Genomic DNA, 16,261 nt, shown 5'->3' with positions numbered 1-16,261 from the left:
GGGTTTATTGGTCATCATTATTATCTGCTTTTTGAGGTATAGTAACAGAAAACTCTCCGGGCATAGCAGTAACCACGGCGCGATAAGCGGATTCTATTGACTTGACTCGTCTGGTTATATATCGAATAAGTGAAAAAATAAGCAACAAAACGCTAAAGCAGGCAAAGTGACATTTCCCTGGGTAGACAGAGAAAATGACACTTGCTATCAAAAATACCATAACAAGACTTCGGAATAGTTTCGATTCGGCAATGAAACGTTCCACTTCGTTGTATAGCTCCGGTTTATTGGCAATCAGCCACGCACAACTCCATTTGAAAGCATTTAATTCCTGAGGGGTAGTAATGCCAGTCAACTTGTCCTTGATCTTTATAACTTTTCTTTGAAGTCCATTGTGATGTTGCATATATCTTTTCATGTAGGGCTCATATACCACTTTATCCAGAAAGGAACCGAAGAAAAAAGCAAATTGTCCGGCCACATAGGAAGTTACTAAAAAGCATACTAATTCGACCTTCTTTACCTTCAATATTTCAGGTAACACAACACTATTTGTAGCTTCACGCACTTCAGGTATCTGGTAGAGTACAACGAGCAATAAAGCACCTGGTACCAACACAGCCAGAATATCAACGGTGTAGGTCTTTAATGTTTCGAGCATGGTCATACATTTATTCGTCCTGATTTTGATAATTACCTTTGCGGAGCTTTATGGAGATGTTGTCTATGTTCAGGGAGAGGTAGTAGTTTGCTCTTGGCAGGACTATCTTTAAACCATCGTATTCCTTTGCTTTTGTACATGGCGTATAATACTTCACTTGTATGCCCAAACATTCATTTGCGGCACGAGAAATTCATTGTTATTTGAAATGTTGGCACGGAGTAAGGTGCGTCAAAAGATGTGAATGGATTGGATATATTAAATGTAGAAATGTTTTTTTTAATTTGCAACGTTCCCTGGGAAATTATTTCTCACCCGCTCCTTTTCATTCCTCTTGCTGCTGCACAACGTTCCAGCCACTCTTCACTGAAAGCATCAATCTTTCCAAAGCGTTCAATACTGAAATGAGAGAAATCGAATGGGTTGGGTTTGCCTGCAGCAAGTTCGGCAAAGGCCAAACCAACGCCGCCGCATACGGAAATGCCGGCGCCAACGCAGCCGGTTGCAAGTAGCAGGTTGTTAACACCTGCAGGAATACCCATGCTCAAATTGTTATCCGGCGTGTATGCAGAAAACCCTGCGATATAGTATTTGAGACCAATGTCATATACAGCAGGAAAGAAACGGGCAAGGTTTTCTATTACTTCAGAAAGATCGTGCATGCCACGGTCGGGACTGAACGAAAAGTTGCTGATATCGGCAGGGATCTTACCGGGAGAAGCGTAAAACGATCTTTTCTCTCTTATGCCAAATAAAAGACTCCCGCTTTCCGGCCTTGCATAGGCCTGCGCATCAGGAAGTATTACGATAGGGGCGTTGCCGGGAAACATGTCATGCCGCTCTGTGATCCAGTACTGGCTTCTTACCGGCGCCATCGGTAACCCTATGCCAGCCTGCGCTGCCAGAACCGGCGCCCATGCTCCACTGGCGATGATTATTTTATCAGCGTATAATTTTCCTTCGCTGCATTCAACGCCGGTAACAGTGTTTTTGTCTGCAAGCAGGTTAAATACTTCAAGGCCCTGCTTTATAATTGCCCCCTGTTTTACTGCCGACCTGCCAAAAAAAGTGCCAAGCAGGTATGGGTCGCAGTATGCTTCACCCGGAATGAAGCCTGCTTTTTCAATCTCATCCGTTTTAAGCCAGGGTGATAATTGAGATGCCTGCGATGCTGTTATATAATCTGCCGGTTCATTAAATTCAGAAGCAGTTTGCATAAGTGCATCAAGATCGGTTACACGTTCCTGTGAGGAAGCGATATGCAGCACACCAGCATATTGCACATGCATGCTTTCACCGAATAGTTTTTCAAGCTCCGGTATTACTTTGTATGTTTCAATCGAGAGTGGGATGAAATGTTTCTTCGCTCTTATTTTGGTGATCAATGCAGCAGCTCTGCTGGTAGCGGCATTGCAAAGCTCATTGCGTTCCAGCACCAGTATTTTTTTACCGGGGTTATTTCGTGTATAGTAATAAGCGATGGCGCAGCCGAAAAGTCCGCCGCCTATAATTATTACATCTGCATCTTTACCGGATATTTGAAGCATTTGCTTTAGTTATTATTTATTACTGTTCCATAAAAATGCTGAAAATTACTCATGTTTTTTGCTGAAGCAGGTTCTGCTTCCTCTCCGAGAGCCTGCCTGCCGGAAGCTACCCTGTTGTATACACAAGTATATAAAGCAAAACCATGCAAACGTTTAAATACTCGTCACACTTTTAGATTTTTAACCTCCTCCTCACGCAATTCGTCAACCTGATTTGAATTTGGGCTCCCCTCTCCGCGCAGAGGAGAGGGGTTGGGGGTGAGGGACAATACAAGTGCAGCGCAGCCTGCATAAATAAGGTGTGTATACAGGATAGCTACCGGACAGGCAGGCAACGATGCCGGTAGTAGCAATGGCGCTGATTACATCAATGAAGGTGTTTCACGCGGCGTTTACAACGGGGCAGCGTACGCAGCGGAAATGCATTTTATCGCCGCTTCGCCGTGAGCGCTGCGTGAAATATTAAACACGAACTACCACGGCAACGAAAAAGTCTTCACGAACGTAAAACATTTCATTGCTTCAATCACGCCTTCTTTTATACCAAGTCCAGAGTCTTTTATACCGCCAAACGGGGAACTTTCAATCCTGTAGCCTGGCACTTCATTAATATTTACCGTGCCAACTTTCAGCTCTTTTATAAACCGCAGCGCATAGTTCATATTATTGGTAACAATGCCTGATGAAAGCCCGTATGCTGTGGAGTTCGACAATGCTATAGCATCATCAATGTCTTTAAAAGTAAGGATAGGAGCAAGTGGTCCGAAAGATTCATGCACTACCATATCCGCGCTTCTTGGTACATCAACAATAACAGTAGGCTCCATCAACGCGCCTTTGCGTTTTCCACCTAATACTACTTTAGCGCCCTGCTCTACTGATTTGTTTACCACGCTTTCAAGATATATGGCTGCGCCTTCATCAATCACGGTACCTACTTTTGTTTCCGGGTCGGCAGGATCGCCGCAGGTATATTCTTTTGCCTTCTCAATAAATTTCCTGGTGAACTCAGCCGCTATTTTTTCGTGCACCAAAATCCTTTTCACTGCAGTACAACGTTGACCGCTGTTGCGGAACGAGCCTTCCGCGGCAAGATATACCGCCGTATCCATATCGGCATCTTCCATTATGATAACAGGGTCATTGCCCCCCAGTTCAAGTATTACTTTTTTATAGCCTGCTGTAGCTGCAATTTTTTTGCCAACTGGCACACTGCCGGTAAACGATACTATATCCACCCGTGGATCTTTAACCAATGCTTCTGCAACTTCCGCTGTTGGTCCCAACAAGGTGCTCAGCATATAATGCGGTAATCCTGCTTCATACAATAATTCTGTGAGCAGTATGGCACTAAGCGGCGTTTTTTCTGATGGTTTTAAAATTACCGGTACGCCTACTGCTAAGGCCGGCGCCAGTTTATGTGCCACCTGGTTAAGCGGGTGGTTAAATGGTGTAATGCAAACCGCAAGCGACACGGCTTCTCTTGTTGTAAAAATTTTTCTTGCTTTACCCTGCGGAGAAATATCACAGGAAAAGATCTGTCCATCATCTTTTAAAGCTTCCATAGCGGCAAAGAACAATACATCATGTGCACGGCCAGTTTCGTAACGGGCTTCTCTTATGGCTAAGCCAGACTCAGCACTGATGGTTTGCGCAAAAATTTCTTTACGTTCTACCAGCAACTGCCTCGCTTTATCCAGGATGCTGAACCTGTCGTAACGATTCAGTTTTTTGCCTCCTTTTAAACCTGCTTCAATAGCTTCGGCAGTATGTGTGGCATTGGCCAAAGTAACGGTGCCTACTACACGATTATCGTAAGGGCTTTTTACTTCCAGCATTTTATCTGATATAACTGGTTTGCCTGCTACGTAGGATGTAAGATTCATGATAGATTTGAGATTTGAAATTTGAGATTTGAAGTGTGGCGTCATCCAGGGTTTTATGTCTCACATTTCATGTTTCACTTTCATTTTCAAGATTGATTAACGAGATATATTTAACTGATCCTACATTAATTTGTTCCGTTAATGGTAAAATCAAAGACGTCAAAATTTCTTGGGTCTCCGCTTGCTTTCATCCGGTATTTCTGATTGATGGGGTGAGAAATGATCATAGGGACCATTTCCTCGTATCTTCCGCCGTGAGAACGCAGGGTACCATCGAGCGCGGAAATATCATGGTCTTTCGGCCGGCGCCCAACCACTACATCTCTTGCGGAAAGCACTACCAGGTCGCCAATCCTGTCTTCGGGCTGTTCCAGCAGGCGGGTTGCGGTAGATCTGTCGTGCACTTCGGTTATGCCCACCTGTAAGGAAAGCCAGGTTTTCACATCTGGTATAATGTCTTTATTATTTATATGCACCACTACATATGATCCTAATGCACCATGATGTTTTACATAAGGATCAGTAATAGGACAGATCACCCTGAAGCCATCTCCAAATTTTTCTTCAAGAATTTCCTCCACAAAAATTACATTGGGAGAGCCGTCAGCTTTTACCTTCGCGTTCATGCCGTGGTCTGCAGTTGCGCCAACTATTGCGCCGGCAGCAACCAGCTCGCCAATTGCTTTATCCATTGCCTCGTAAAATGCCAGCGATTCTTCTGCTTCCGGTGCATAAGTATGCTGCATATAATCTGTAAGTGATAAATACAGGAAATCAGCCAGTCCTTTTTTGATCAATGCCACACCGGCACGCAATACAAACAAGCTTGCGTCTGCACTGTAAATAGCAGGCGTTTTATATCCAACAATATTTTCTACATCATCAATGCCATGAGTTGCCTTTTGGGCGAGATTCGCTTTTTCCGCAGAGAAAGCAATGCCATTGAGCTTATGAGAAAGAATATCACGCAGCTTTTCTTTTGCAGTAACCACTGCCACTTTTCTGCCTGCATTTGCAGCTGCAGCCAATATGGTTTCCGCACGCAGGTATTCAGATGAGTTCATCATCACTTCCTGGTCTTTGGCCGCATCATAAAAAAAGTTGCCGCTAATACCATGCACTGCCGGGGATACGCCTGTAACGATCGATGAATTATTTACATTGGTAAACGATGGCAAAGCGCCTCTTACCATACCTCTGAAACCGGTTTTGCTCATTTGCTGCAAATGAGGCAATCTGCCGTTTGCTGCAGTAATATCAAGGTACTCATCTGCTGAGCCATCAATGCATATTACAACGATTGGTTTGGCAGCAGGTGTATAGTTGATATTATTGGCTGAAAAGGGAGTGGTGGAAATAGCTGTCATCAATAAAATGTTTATAAATACTAAATTTTATATAGCAAATGTAAACATTTACCCGAAATATTACGATTAAGTTTTTGTAATGTGGAAAACCATTATCAGCGCTCTGTTATGAAGTAATAGATTACCAGCATAAGGGCGTCTTCTGTACCTACATTGGCCGGCTTGTGTGGTAACCTGCCATCAAAAAAAAGTGAATCTCCTTCGTTCAGCAAATAGCATTCATTTTCAATCTGGTATTCTACTTTTCCTTTGATCACATATTTATATTCATACGCGTCTGTTTTGATCATGTGCGTTCTTTTAGCGCCCTTTTTCAGTTCCAGCAAAATGGTATCTACAGGTCCGCCATCCATATTACGTGCAAGTATTCTTTTGTATTTAAACCCTTTGGCAGGTTCTTTTTCAAAAGCCTGGTAATCTTTTTGTGTTTTTATAATGATCTTTTGTTTGGCTTCTTTGTTATGACTGATATCTTCAAAAAAATCTTTCAGATCAATATTAAGTGCCAGTACAATATTCATAAGCACGGGCAAGGAGGGGACAGTCCGGTTGTTCTCAATTTGCGAGATCAATCCCTTGCTCACCTGCGCTTCAGTAGCTAATTCCTGCACGGTTTTTTTCTGAGCCTTCCTGCTTTCTTTTATCTTATTGCTGATCTGTATGAGTATATCATCCTGCATATGGCGAGAAGTTTTCTGAACTAAATTAATGGTTAGTGGTAAAACGGGCAAATGTTTTGGATGCATTTCAAATTTTCGCGTGTTTGGCAATTTTGTGCAGATGCCTCGTGCCTCGGCATGACAGGCAGCAGAATGTATGTTGAACAATAGTACAAATGTTCAGCAATAGCACTAACGCCGAACACTGCACCGCCGTTTGTCATGCCGAGGCACGAGGCATCTGCCGTAGCAGGAGTGCCTATATGCGAAGATTTGGAATGCACCCAATGTTTTGAATAGCACGCGGATGTTACAGAGGCTTACGGATTGTATGTTTATTTCAATATTATGATATGTACCCTCACAATATCAGGGTATATTTGCTCTCCAATATTACTATATGTCTTTACTCGTCATCATCCGCCACGGGCAATCGCAATGGAATCTTGAAAACAGGTTTACCGGTATAATGGATGTACCATTAACTGAAACCGGCATTACCGAGGCGCATGTAGCCGGGCAGAAATTAAAACATATTGTATTTGATCATGCGTTTACTTCCATGCTTTCGAGAGCGCAGCAAACACTTGATATAGTGCTGGAGGAGGCAGGCGAGACACAAATACCCGTTACAAGATCCGCGGCACTTAATGAAAGAAGCTATGGCGACCTGCAGGGCCTGAATAAAACGGAAATGGCAAAAAAATATGGCGAAGAGCAAATTGAAATATGGCGAAGAAGCTATGATATACAACCACCCGGCGGTGAAAGCCTGAAAGAAACCGCTGCAAGGGTTATTCCGTTTTACCAGCAGGAAATAGAACCGTTGCTGATTGCAGGTAAAAATGTTTTAATTGTTGCGCATGGTAATTCACTGCGGGCATTAATGATGTATCTCGAAAATGTAGATGCTGCTCATATAGCCGAAGTAAATATTCCAACGGGAGTTCCGCGGGTGTATACGCTCAGCAGTCATTTAAAGCTGGTGGATGTATTGTATTTGTAGGGCTGTCAGTAGTTAGCGATCAGCTTTCAGCTCAGTGTGTTATAAACTACAAACTATAAACCACAAACCTTCCTCACTTTCCCTCAAAATATTTCATTTCCTCTGCAAAATCGAGGTAAGGATATGCCTGGGTAAGACTTTGTATCTTATTAAGGTTTGATTGTAAGAACTGTTTATGTGCAGTGGATCCGGGATTGAACGGGCGATGCCTGAACGCGATATTTATTTTCTGGATTTCCTTCATAAGTGTATAAGCAGAAGGATCGATACAGGCTGCTGTGAATTTTTCCCAAACGTATTGTGTAGCGAAATAATTAGGATGCACCATATCTTCCGCGAAAAAGCGATAGTCGCGCAAATCATCCAGCACAAGTTCATAAGCGGGAAAGTAAAACAGCCTGTCAAATTTTTCTACAAGCTGGTGAACGCATTGGATCAATACTGCCTTGCTCTTATTGTTTTCAACAAAACCATCTCTTATGTGCCGTACAGGGCTGATCGTGAAAATGATTTTTATACCAGGATTAAAAAACGATAAACGATATATCATTTCATCAAGCCCGGCTAAAATTTCCTCAACACTCAATAACCTTTTTTTAAATTTATCCGTAGGCACTTTATGGCAATTGGCAACAATATTACTGTTCCTGTTGGCAGGATAATGGAGCTCACCTGTTTTGTCTGTCCATTCGTAACCAAAAGCAGAACCTAAGGTAATGATCAACCAGTCTGCTGTTTTGAGAAATTCGTGTGCGCCTGCCTGTGAGTTATTGATTGCTTCAAGTACCTTTTCCTTATCCGGCCCGGAAAACCTGCTGTGGTAGTCCCAGCTATGCCAGCTCTCATTGAAATAAAAAAGTGCTGCTTCGGTATAGGTCTGCTTTTCTATGTAGGATATAACCGAAGAAGTTATGCTTGAAGGGTTAAAAAGAATACCGTTGGGGTTACTCAGTATATTGAACCTGGCATCAAAAAGATAGTTGGCAATATGCTCTGTAAAGCATGAGCCTGTAAGCATAATTTTTTGATTGTGCTGAATGCGGGACACAAAAGGCTTTACATCAAATTCAAGTCTGAAATCCATGTGTTATCTGAAAATTGATTGTGCAATGGTAATGCTTTCCTGCAAAGCCTGCTGATCAAGCTGCAATGGTTTACCTGCATTTGAAAAATATGAGATCAGTTGTTCAGTGTCCATATTACCTACGAGATCATCATCCGCCATAGGGCATCCGCCAATACCCATCAGCGCTCCGTCAAAACGGGTACAACCGGCTTTAAACGCGGCATCTATTTTTGCAATGCGGTTGAATGGTGTGGAATGAAGATGCACACCGGTTTCTATACCCGGGAATTTTTCAATAACTGACTTTGTTACGCTGAAAACCTGTTCCGGTGTTGCCAGTCCAACAGTATCTGCCAGTGAAACGATCTTTATGCCGAGCGCTGTTATCTTTTCTATCCAGTGCAACACTATATCTTCATTATATACATCATCATAAGGGTTGCCGAAACCCATGGATATATATATCACCAGTTGCTTACCAATAGCAACACATCTTTCCTGTATATTGGCTACGCGGTGTAATGAATCAGCAATTGTGCTGTTGGTGTTCCGCAACTGGAATGTTTCGGAAACAGAAAAAGGAAAGCCGATCAATGAAATGATATCATGCTTAAATGCTTCATCAGCGCCACGTTCATTAGCAATAATTGCCAGCAACTTTGTTTTGCTGTTTGATATATCGAGCTTATCTGTAACCTCATGTGTATCCGCCATCTGCGGTATGGCTTTGGCTGAAACAAAGCTACCGAAGTCTATGGTGTCGAAACCAACTTTCAGTAAGGTGTTAATATACTTTACCTTGTCTTCCGTAGGAATAAAATGGGACCAACCCTGCATTGCGTCGCGGGGGCATTCAATTAACCTGATTGCAGATTTGCCGGGTTTCATATTCAATGCAAATTAAAGAAAGCGGGGCATTCTTATATTTTATTCCCATAAGGTAATTGCATATCCCTGATTTTATTTGTATTTTTTAATTTCCGAAATCGTGTTGCTATATGAATAGTATTCTTTCAGTGTTTGTATTTGCCTTATGTTTTTTTGACCTGCATCGTCCGGGACATGAGGAAGGTATTGCGCAAACACTTAAATACGACATCATCAGGTCGGGCAGAGTTGTGGGCACAATGAATGCTTCAATGATAAAAAACAGTACCAATGTGGAGTACATGACCGAGTCGAAAATAAATATGACGTTGCTGGTATCTGTTGATGTATATAACAAAGTTTCAGGATTATTTGTAGACGGCGTTTTGCAAAAAGGTGGTATTACAAGAAGGGTGAATGGCAATACAAAAGCCGATGTACATTTAACGCTGGATAAGGGCAAATATCTTATTAATGAATACGGTAATGTCAGCTCCATACAGGCCGTAATCAGGTATTCAACGGCATGCCTGATGTTTATTGAGCCGGTGAATAATAAGCAGGTTTTTTCAGAAGTATTCAAAAAATTCCTGGTAATAAAAAAAATATCAGAACATAAATACGCGCTGCAGATGCCGGATGGTTATCAGAATATTTATACCTACAAAGATGGCTATTGTATAGAGGCGGATGTCAGATCTTCCGTGGCCGATCTTACCATACGGTTAAGAAAATAAAATTTCTTCCATAAAATAATGCTGTTTTTTTCTGCATTTTAATACATTTGCACCCCTGCTTGTCTCCGTAGCTCAGTTGGTAGAGCAATTGACTCTTAATCAATGGGTCCAGAGTTCGAGTCTCTGCGGGGACACAAAAAGCTGCTGTTATGGCGGCTTTTTCTTTTACAACGCAACTATATTTTCTTAAGCGCAGATCCTTTATGTGCAGCAATATGATCAGTTTTACTGCTTTTGATCTCGTACTGCGGATCATCTTTTGTAGCGTGATGTGTATAACCTTTATAGTTGAAATCTTCTATATGGATTTTTATGATGGTTCCTGAAACTATTCCAGCTTCAGAATTCCAGCTTACTTTATCGCCTACTTTGAATTTTGTTGCCATAAATAACATGCTTTATCAGGTAAATAAATCTTCATCATAATAATACACATGGTTGCCAACAACACGTGCAGGTGAAGTGTAAGGATGTTCTTCTGCCTTGCCTCCAGCCATAATATGCAATACCTTCCAGCCTTTTGCCTTTAAATAATCCGATACCATAGAACGATGGCATCGCCACCACACCGCTTCTGAGCACATATAGGCGGTGAGTTGTTGTAATGCTATTGTTTCAAGTTTTGAGATGGCTTTTTCAAATGCTGCGGTTTCCATATAATCAGCATAGCCACGAAAGGAAATGTTTTGCCATTTATGATTTTTTGAATGCTGCTGCGCTTTTCTTCTTCCTCCCAGTTCCTCAAGATGTATATAGTTTATTCCTTTCTCTTTTAATGATCTTTCAAGATTTTCTTTATTGAACTGCGGATATTTATCAGATCCCGGAAAACGCCGTATATCTGCCAGGGTTTTAATATTGAATGATTGAAGCATAGCAACAAATGCATTTATGCTGTGGGTGGAATGCCCTATTGTGTAAATGATATTTTTGGCGGGGATATTCATATGGTCAAAGCAATTCAGTATGTGAAGTTACTTATCCCTTACTACTTATTCCCGAATCACTTTTATTCATTTACATCCTTACCATCTTTTAATTTTTGCAGCATGGCTTCCACACTTGTTTTATTTAAGCTGTCGGGAGCAAGTGGTAATGCCTGGGTGGCATATTTCAATGCCTTTTTATAATCTCCTAATGCTGAATATCCTCTTGTCAATCCAACCAATGTAGTAAACTGGTTTGGATATTTATCGTAGTTGGCTTTAAAAATAGTAAATGCTTCCTGCGGCTTTTTTTGTGCCAGTAATTGACGCCCGTATTGATGTACCTGTATAACAGTTCCCAAAGGCAATGCTTTTTTCATAACAGCCTCTGCTTCCTGGCTTCTTCCTGATTTTTCGAGCACCATTGCTTTGGTAACCCAGGGGGTAAAAACACCGTTCCCTCCAAAATTGATGCTTGTTGCGCTGTCAGTCCATAACAATGCTTCATCAAGATTGGTATTGTTTTGTACACACCATTGAGCAGCCTGGTTCCAGCTTTCCCAGATAAATCCCTTTGAGCTTCGTAACTCTTTTCTGAAAGAAGCAATCTGATCCCTGGTATAATCGGTTTCAATGATAAATGGAATAGCCAGCTTTTCCCATTGCAGCTCTACTGTTACGCTGCCGGCTGCCTGGTTTATAAATTCATACTTCAACCATTCCACATTTTTATCAAGTATTACAGGCTTTACTTTTACCCGTAATGCATCTTCTTTTTCATTGTAATAGTAATGTCCCCATGAGCTTGAGTTTTTCGAAAATATCAATGTGCATTCATCAGGCGCATAGGCTATAAAAAAGCCATAGGCACCGGCTGGTAAATGGTGTCCTTCAATTTTAACATCGTTGGAAAATGTAATGATGGTATTTTCGTTGGCGCCGGCACGCCAGGGAGCGGATTTGCTGCTCCCAAATCCAGGGTCTGTAAAGCCTGCAGGTACCAGCTGTCCCCATATTTTTCCTTCGCGGCCTTTAACCCCGGGCCTGCTATAGTTTATGGTTACGTCTGTTAAACCTACCTGTTCTGCAACAGTAGCTTTTTTATTGCCACCGCTCGGTGCAGTTGTTAATGGTATTTGTGCGTTTGTAATTTGATGAAAAAGAAGAATAGCAGAAAGGAATATCATTTGTCTCATGGCAATAGTTATTGGTTATAACAAAATACTTAACAAACCTGTTGTTTAAAGTTTATTATTACCAGCGAACAGAAGTAGTGATGAAATGCAAAAGGACAGGATGTGAGGAGTGCAGGTAATTATATATATAGCTGAATACCTCTAACCATCGAAAAGTACATGCAGATGTTGGAGATATTATATTTGTTAGGTATATTGATACTTAAGTATAACGCATGCCCCCTATTCCTATAATTGTTGTATGAAACAGTACCTGCTGCGTCAGCTTCAGGCTTGTTGCCTGTGTGTGTCGTTTATGACCTCGCTTTTTGCAAAATTGAATTTAAAGAATTTTATGTGCGGGCGACACCTAAAAAAAGAATAGCTGTTGCAGATAAGAAGATATTACAATATCAATCATTCAGATTGCCTGTAGCCGAAATTTCCTTTTTTGTAAAAAGTAAATCTAAATCATCTTTCAGATTAAATTTTAAGGATGATGTATTGAGCTCGAACCATCCACGCTGGTCTCGTTGGATTATAAAAGAACAATTGTAACTCCGGCAGGAAAACGGTCTGAAGTTTTTCGCCCGGATTTTTATTTAAAGGCCGATCATTGAACAGCGGAGGAGGATACGTCAGACTTGCTATAAAGGAAGTTGGCAAACTAAAATACTTAGACCTGATACATCTGGTACCCCTGTACTTGCCGGAGTATTTGAAAATAATAATGACCTTGTTTTTGAAATGGGTAATTTTGATAGTACCTGTTATTGGCGTTATAATTCATGGGGTTATAGTGATCGTAAAACAATAGCTTTTACATCTCCTTATTTTGATGCCAGTCAATATTATGATGTAAAACTTAGTTTTGACTATCAGTATTGGGTGAATCCGGCGTCTCTTGTAATTGACTCAGCCTATGTTTCTGCAGAAGTGTTTGATGGAGATAGATGGCATACCGTATTTAAGAAAAACAGGAGTGACATTTTCGGACCGAAAAGAATATATGATGGGATACAGGTTTGGGATACATTACCTCCACGCCTCTTTGCAAATTTAGATTCTTTCAGATCATAGGTTATGCAAATAAGATTTATAGCGGAGCTTGGAACAAATGACAGCATCAGTGGTAATCCTATGTTTTTGGCCCTGGATAATATCAGGATAGACGGGTATTCTTTGCAGGAATTGAATGAACCCCTCGTCTACAAAGCATTTTCTAATCCTGTTCAAAATGAAATTTTCCTGAATTTCAGCAGACAGATATTAACCTTGCCTGATTCCCGATCATAGATATGTCCGGTAAAGTTGTGAACCGCGGTAAAATCAGAAATGATAAAATATCTACAAACGGATTACAGAGCGGTATATATATTCTACAGTTTTTTGATGCAGGTAAGCTTATTGGTAAGCCTTTTAAATTTTATAAACATTTCTAATTGTAAAAAATTTTTCCCCTTTTTCTTATCTTGCACCATACTGCTCAACGATAAATTGTTTCTATGAAAAGAATGATCGTGTTACTTTCTCTCACTGCATATACTTCAATTTTAATGGGGCAAACAAAAAGCAGTAACATTGCATTACAGGTGAAAATTAAAGATGGTATACTTGAAGGTGTTAACTCCTCCGGTATAAAAATATTTAAAGGCGTTCCTTTTGCGCAACCGCCGGTTGGGGATCTGCGCTGGCGTGAACCTCAACCCGTAAAGCCATGGAACGGCATAAGAAAAGCGGATCATTTCGGTCCGAGAGCTATGCAGCTTCCGTTGTTCAGCGATATGAATTTTCGGTCTGACGGCGTAAGCGAAGATTGTTTATACCTGAATGTATGGACGCCGGCAAAAAAGGCTGATGATAAGCTTCCGGTGCTGGTATATTTTTATGGTGGCGGACTGGTTGCAGGTGACGGGTCTGAATATCGTTACGATGGTGAAAGTATGGCACGCAGAGGTATTATAACTGTTACCGTTAATTACAGGTTATCTGTTTTCGGTTTCTTTTCGCATCCTGAGCTCACTAAAGAGTCTCTTCATAAAGCATCCGGGAATTATGGATTTTTAGACCAGGCCGCCGCCTTAAAATGGGTGCAGCAGAATATCAGTGCTTTTGGCGGTGATCCTGGAAAAATTACAATAGCAGGGGAATCTGCAGGCTCTTATTCCGTAAGCGCTCAAATGACCTCGCCACTTTCGCGTGATATTATTGCAGGGGCAATAGGAGAGAGCGGTTCGTTGCTCGGAACAAGACCAATACTTACCTTAACGGAAGCAGAACAGCAGGGCAAACAATTTGCGGATTCGCTTGGTGTTAAAACCCTTGCCGGATTGCGTAAGCTTTCTGCTCAACAGGTATTGGATGCCACTAAGAAATTTCGTTCTGGCGGTGTCGTTATAGATGGCTATTTTTTCCCAAAATCTCCTGTGGATATTTACCTGGCCAAACAGCAATCAAAAGTGCCTTTGATGGTTGGCTGGAATTCGGAAGAGGGTAACTGGAAAAGTATTCTAGGGAAAGAAGAACCAACTAAGGATAATTATATAAAAGCTGTGCAGCAATTGTATGACGTAAAAGCGGCTGAAGTATTGAAGGTATATAATCCAGCCACAGATGAAGAGGTCAGGGCTGCCGCAACCGACCTGGCTTCAGACCGGTTTATAGCCTTCAGCACCTGGCGCTGGAGTGATATACATGCCAAAACAGGCGCAGGTAATGTTTACCGTTATTATTATGAGCGCCCTCGCCCTGCTACCAGGGAAAATCCAACTGCACCTGTAGCTACCGGAGCAGTTCACTCCGCGGAAATAGAGTATGCTATGGGTAACCTGGGTACCAACCGCGTATTTAATTGGCAGCCGGATGATTTCCTGGTATCCCAGATACTGCAATCCTATTTTGAACAGTTTATTAAAACCGGCAATCCCAATGGTTTGGGCTTACCGGAATGGAATGCGGTTGTTCCCGGCAAACCGGCAGAGGTAATGCATATTAATGCAGATACAAGATTACAGACAGAGAAATTCAGGGGCCGCTACCTGACAATGGAGAAACTGTAGGAAGGCAGGAGGAGTAAGTTGGTTTTGGTTACAGGTTACTGGTACTCCACTTAGAAGCCTATTGGTAAATAGTAAGCCCTAACCTGTAACGTGTAACCTGAAACCTGTAACTTCTAACCGAAAAAATAACTTTCTTTACAATGGACGCTCTGTTTAAAAAAATCTATCAGCATCCGCTTTTATCGGCTGATGATCTGGAAGCAATAGCAGCTATTCATCAGCAGGTTATGTTTACAAAGGGAGATATTATTCTGAAAGAAGGGCGTATAGCTAATGAATATTATATTCTGCAGAATGGATTGATCCGGGCCTTTGTATATAATTACGATGGTGATGAAATTACAACTGACTTTTTTACAGATAATGATCTTGTTATAGTGCCTACTTCATTGTTTCAGCGCAGCCCATCGCAGGAAAGCTTACAGGCATTAACTGATTGTGTTTTATGGAAAGTTGAGTTTAATGAATTTCAGCAATTGTTTCATCGTTTGCCTGGCTTTATTGAATGGGGGAGGTTATGGTTCACTACACAATTGTTTGTGCTTAAACAGCGTTCGCTGGATATAATAATGGAAACTGCTACTAACCGTTATTTAAAATTATTACAGCAAAAGCCGCAGATCATACAATACGCACCATTAAAACAAATTGCTTCTTACCTTGGGGTTACAGATACTTCACTAAGCCGCATCAGGAAAGATATTACTGCTTAATGTAAGGAAATGAAAAATATTTTTGTGATTATTGGCAGTGCACAACAGAACTCTTCTAATCTTAAACTGGCAAAATTTCTCGCAAAACATTTTTCAGGGGATTTGCATTTTGATGTATTTGATGAACTTAGAAACCTGCCGCATTTTGACGCAGTGCAAACCCTTGGTGATACGCCCGGCATTGTTCAGCAGGTGCGGAAAAAAATTGAAAATGCTGATGCCGTAATCATCTCGAGTCCTGAATATATTTTCAGTATTCCTGCCGGGCTGAAAAATTTACTGGAATGGTGTGTTGCCACAACCGTATTTTCTGAAAAACCTTTGGCAATCATCGTGGCATCTGCTGATGGCAGAAAATCATTTGAAGAAATTAAGCTGGTGATGAAAACGCTGGGTGCATCTTTTACTGATGAAGCATGCCTGCTGATTAATGGCGTTAAAGGAAAAATTGCCTCTGAAGATAGTATCGAGCCCAATACAGGGCAACAGCTCATCGGAGTAATGCAGCACCTTCGCAACCTGATATAGCTTCTTCAACCTGTCAAATGGCAAGAATAACATTTTAATAAAATCATTCAGGACAATACTTGCC

The 16,261-nt window shown here is 41.4% G+C and carries 18 protein-coding genes and 1 tRNA gene; 9 read left to right on the top strand and 10 right to left on the bottom strand.

Annotated features, from left to right (window positions below; genetic code table 11):
- Positions 1-4: 4 nt before the first annotated feature.
- The 5 genes from DC498_RS09620 to DC498_RS09600 all read right to left on the bottom strand — a co-directional run bounded on the left by DC498_RS09620 (position 5) and on the right by DC498_RS09600 (position 6,141).
- Positions 5-661 (bottom strand): hypothetical protein, encoded by a 657-nt coding sequence (locus tag DC498_RS09620; protein WP_133176809.1) that lies wholly within the window; start codon positions 659-661, stop codon positions 5-7.
- Positions 662-972: 311 nt separating this feature from the next.
- Positions 973-2,208, bottom strand: a complete 1,236-nt coding sequence (locus DC498_RS09615) for an NAD(P)/FAD-dependent oxidoreductase (protein WP_116873938.1) — start codon at positions 2,206-2,208, stop codon at positions 973-975.
- Between the two features lie 473 nt (positions 2,209-2,681).
- Positions 2,682-4,094 (bottom strand): phosphonoacetaldehyde dehydrogenase, encoded by a 1,413-nt coding sequence (phnY, locus tag DC498_RS09610; RefSeq protein ID WP_116873937.1) that lies wholly within the window; start codon positions 4,092-4,094, stop codon positions 2,682-2,684.
- Positions 4,095-4,219: 125 nt separating this feature from the next.
- Positions 4,220-5,461, bottom strand: a complete 1,242-nt coding sequence (gene phnA / locus DC498_RS09605; RefSeq protein WP_116873936.1) for a phosphonoacetate hydrolase — start codon at positions 5,459-5,461, stop codon at positions 4,220-4,222.
- 95 nt (positions 5,462-5,556) lie between these two features.
- On the bottom strand, positions 5,557-6,141 hold the full coding sequence (locus tag DC498_RS09600) for a helix-turn-helix domain-containing protein (RefSeq protein WP_116873935.1): 585 nt from the start codon (positions 6,139-6,141) through the stop codon (positions 5,557-5,559).
- 379 nt (positions 6,142-6,520) lie between these two features.
- Between DC498_RS09600 and DC498_RS09595 the strand changes: the two genes are divergently transcribed.
- Positions 6,521-7,126: a 2,3-bisphosphoglycerate-dependent phosphoglycerate mutase gene (locus DC498_RS09595; protein ID WP_116873934.1), complete on the top strand. Its 606-nt coding sequence runs from the start codon at positions 6,521-6,523 to the stop codon at positions 7,124-7,126.
- Positions 7,127-7,199: 73 nt separating this feature from the next.
- Here the strand turns inward: DC498_RS09595 and DC498_RS09590 are convergent, their stop codons facing one another.
- Together DC498_RS09590 and DC498_RS09585 are read right to left on the bottom strand one after the other, a co-directional pair.
- Complete coding sequence (locus DC498_RS09590) at positions 7,200-8,210, bottom strand: GSCFA domain-containing protein (RefSeq protein WP_116873933.1); 1,011 nt, start codon at positions 8,208-8,210, stop codon at positions 7,200-7,202.
- A gap of 3 nt (positions 8,211-8,213) precedes the next feature.
- Positions 8,214-9,080 carry a hydroxymethylglutaryl-CoA lyase gene (locus DC498_RS09585; protein ID WP_116873932.1) on the bottom strand — a complete coding sequence of 289 codons (867 nt, stop codon included), beginning with the start codon at positions 9,078-9,080 and terminating at the stop codon, positions 8,214-8,216.
- 110 nt (positions 9,081-9,190) lie between these two features.
- Here DC498_RS09585 and DC498_RS09580 point away from each other — a divergent pair, with 110 nt between their 5' ends.
- On the top strand, positions 9,191-9,796 hold the full coding sequence (locus DC498_RS09580; protein ID WP_116873931.1) for a DUF6134 family protein: 606 nt from the start codon (positions 9,191-9,193) through the stop codon (positions 9,794-9,796).
- 61 nt (positions 9,797-9,857) lie between these two features.
- Positions 9,858-9,930: transfer RNA gene (locus tag DC498_RS09575), tRNA-Lys, on the top strand.
- 42 nt (positions 9,931-9,972) lie between these two features.
- Here DC498_RS09575 and DC498_RS09570 read toward each other — a convergent pair.
- The 3 genes from DC498_RS09570 to DC498_RS09560 form a co-directional block, all read right to left on the bottom strand.
- Complete coding sequence (locus DC498_RS09570) at positions 9,973-10,182, bottom strand: DUF2945 domain-containing protein (protein WP_116874089.1); 210 nt, start codon at positions 10,180-10,182, stop codon at positions 9,973-9,975.
- A gap of 15 nt (positions 10,183-10,197) precedes the next feature.
- Complete coding sequence (locus tag DC498_RS09565) at positions 10,198-10,743, bottom strand: DUF488 domain-containing protein (protein WP_116873930.1); 546 nt, start codon at positions 10,741-10,743, stop codon at positions 10,198-10,200.
- Between the two features lie 62 nt (positions 10,744-10,805).
- Entirely contained in the window at positions 10,806-11,918 is a 1,113-nt protein-coding gene (locus DC498_RS09560; RefSeq protein ID WP_116873929.1) for a DUF2911 domain-containing protein, read from the bottom strand.
- 726 nt (positions 11,919-12,644) lie between these two features.
- Here DC498_RS09560 and DC498_RS09550 point away from each other — a divergent pair.
- The 6 genes from DC498_RS09550 (at position 12,645) to DC498_RS09525 (ending at position 16,197) form a co-directional block, all read left to right on the top strand.
- A complete protein-coding gene (locus DC498_RS09550; RefSeq protein WP_116873927.1) occupies positions 12,645-12,977 on the top strand; it encodes a hypothetical protein in 333 nt (110 codons plus the stop codon).
- A gap of 3 nt (positions 12,978-12,980) precedes the next feature.
- Complete coding sequence (locus tag DC498_RS09545; protein ID WP_116873926.1) at positions 12,981-13,193, top strand: hypothetical protein; 213 nt, start codon at positions 12,981-12,983, stop codon at positions 13,191-13,193.
- 2 nt (positions 13,194-13,195) lie between these two features.
- Positions 13,196-13,339 (top strand): hypothetical protein, encoded by a 144-nt coding sequence (locus DC498_RS26765; RefSeq protein ID WP_116873925.1) that lies wholly within the window; start codon positions 13,196-13,198, stop codon positions 13,337-13,339.
- A 63-nt stretch (positions 13,340-13,402) separates the two neighbouring features.
- Positions 13,403-14,956, top strand: a complete 1,554-nt coding sequence (locus DC498_RS09535; RefSeq protein ID WP_116873924.1) for a carboxylesterase/lipase family protein — start codon at positions 13,403-13,405, stop codon at positions 14,954-14,956.
- 140 nt (positions 14,957-15,096) lie between these two features.
- On the top strand, positions 15,097-15,669 hold the full coding sequence (locus DC498_RS09530) for a Crp/Fnr family transcriptional regulator (protein ID WP_116873923.1): 573 nt from the start codon (positions 15,097-15,099) through the stop codon (positions 15,667-15,669).
- Between the two features lie 9 nt (positions 15,670-15,678).
- Positions 15,679-16,197, top strand: a complete 519-nt coding sequence (locus DC498_RS09525; protein ID WP_116873922.1) for an NADPH-dependent FMN reductase — start codon at positions 15,679-15,681, stop codon at positions 16,195-16,197.
- Positions 16,198-16,261 lie beyond the last annotated feature (64 nt).

It is taken from the genome of Terrimonas sp., assembly GCF_003075435.1.
Classification (GTDB): domain Bacteria; phylum Bacteroidota; class Bacteroidia; order Chitinophagales; family Chitinophagaceae; genus Agriterribacter.
The sequence above is the reverse complement of the archived record's forward strand: the minus strand, read 5'-3'. Positions and strand labels throughout refer to the sequence as shown.

What these genes read in the sequence shown, in the direction of transcription:
- DC498_RS09620 (WP_133176809.1), bottom strand. Translation starts at nt 661, where the DNA reads ATGCTCGAAACATTAAAGACCTACACCGTTGATATTCTGGCTGTGTTG.
- DC498_RS09615 (WP_116873938.1), bottom strand. Translation starts at nt 2,208, where the DNA reads ATGCTTCAAATATCCGGTAAAGATGCAGATGTAATAATTATAGGCGGC.
- phnY (WP_116873937.1), bottom strand. Translation starts at nt 4,094, where the DNA reads ATGAATCTTACATCCTACGTAGCAGGCAAACCAGTTATATCAGATAAA.
- phnA (WP_116873936.1), bottom strand. Translation starts at nt 5,461, where the DNA reads ATGACAGCTATTTCCACCACTCCCTTTTCAGCCAATAATATCAACTAT.
- DC498_RS09600 (WP_116873935.1), bottom strand. Translation starts at nt 6,141, where the DNA reads ATGCAGGATGATATACTCATACAGATCAGCAATAAGATAAAAGAAAGC.
- DC498_RS09595 (WP_116873934.1), top strand. Translation starts at nt 6,521, where the DNA reads ATGTCTTTACTCGTCATCATCCGCCACGGGCAATCGCAATGGAATCTT.
- DC498_RS09590 (WP_116873933.1), bottom strand. Translation starts at nt 8,210, where the DNA reads ATGGATTTCAGACTTGAATTTGATGTAAAGCCTTTTGTGTCCCGCATT.
- DC498_RS09585 (WP_116873932.1), bottom strand. Translation starts at nt 9,080, where the DNA reads ATGAAACCCGGCAAATCTGCAATCAGGTTAATTGAATGCCCCCGCGAC.
- DC498_RS09580 (WP_116873931.1), top strand. Translation starts at nt 9,191, where the DNA reads ATGAATAGTATTCTTTCAGTGTTTGTATTTGCCTTATGTTTTTTTGAC.
- DC498_RS09570 (WP_116874089.1), bottom strand. Translation starts at nt 10,182, where the DNA reads ATGGCAACAAAATTCAAAGTAGGCGATAAAGTAAGCTGGAATTCTGAA.
- DC498_RS09565 (WP_116873930.1), bottom strand. Translation starts at nt 10,743, where the DNA reads ATGAATATCCCCGCCAAAAATATCATTTACACAATAGGGCATTCCACC.
- DC498_RS09560 (WP_116873929.1), bottom strand. Translation starts at nt 11,918, where the DNA reads ATGAGACAAATGATATTCCTTTCTGCTATTCTTCTTTTTCATCAAATT.
- DC498_RS09550 (WP_116873927.1), top strand. Translation starts at nt 12,645, where the DNA reads ATGGGTAATTTTGATAGTACCTGTTATTGGCGTTATAATTCATGGGGT.
- DC498_RS09545 (WP_116873926.1), top strand. Translation starts at nt 12,981, where the DNA reads ATGCAAATAAGATTTATAGCGGAGCTTGGAACAAATGACAGCATCAGT.
- DC498_RS26765 (WP_116873925.1), top strand. Translation starts at nt 13,196, where the DNA reads ATGTCCGGTAAAGTTGTGAACCGCGGTAAAATCAGAAATGATAAAATA.
- DC498_RS09535 (WP_116873924.1), top strand. Translation starts at nt 13,403, where the DNA reads ATGAAAAGAATGATCGTGTTACTTTCTCTCACTGCATATACTTCAATT.
- DC498_RS09530 (WP_116873923.1), top strand. Translation starts at nt 15,097, where the DNA reads ATGGACGCTCTGTTTAAAAAAATCTATCAGCATCCGCTTTTATCGGCT.
- DC498_RS09525 (WP_116873922.1), top strand. Translation starts at nt 15,679, where the DNA reads ATGAAAAATATTTTTGTGATTATTGGCAGTGCACAACAGAACTCTTCT.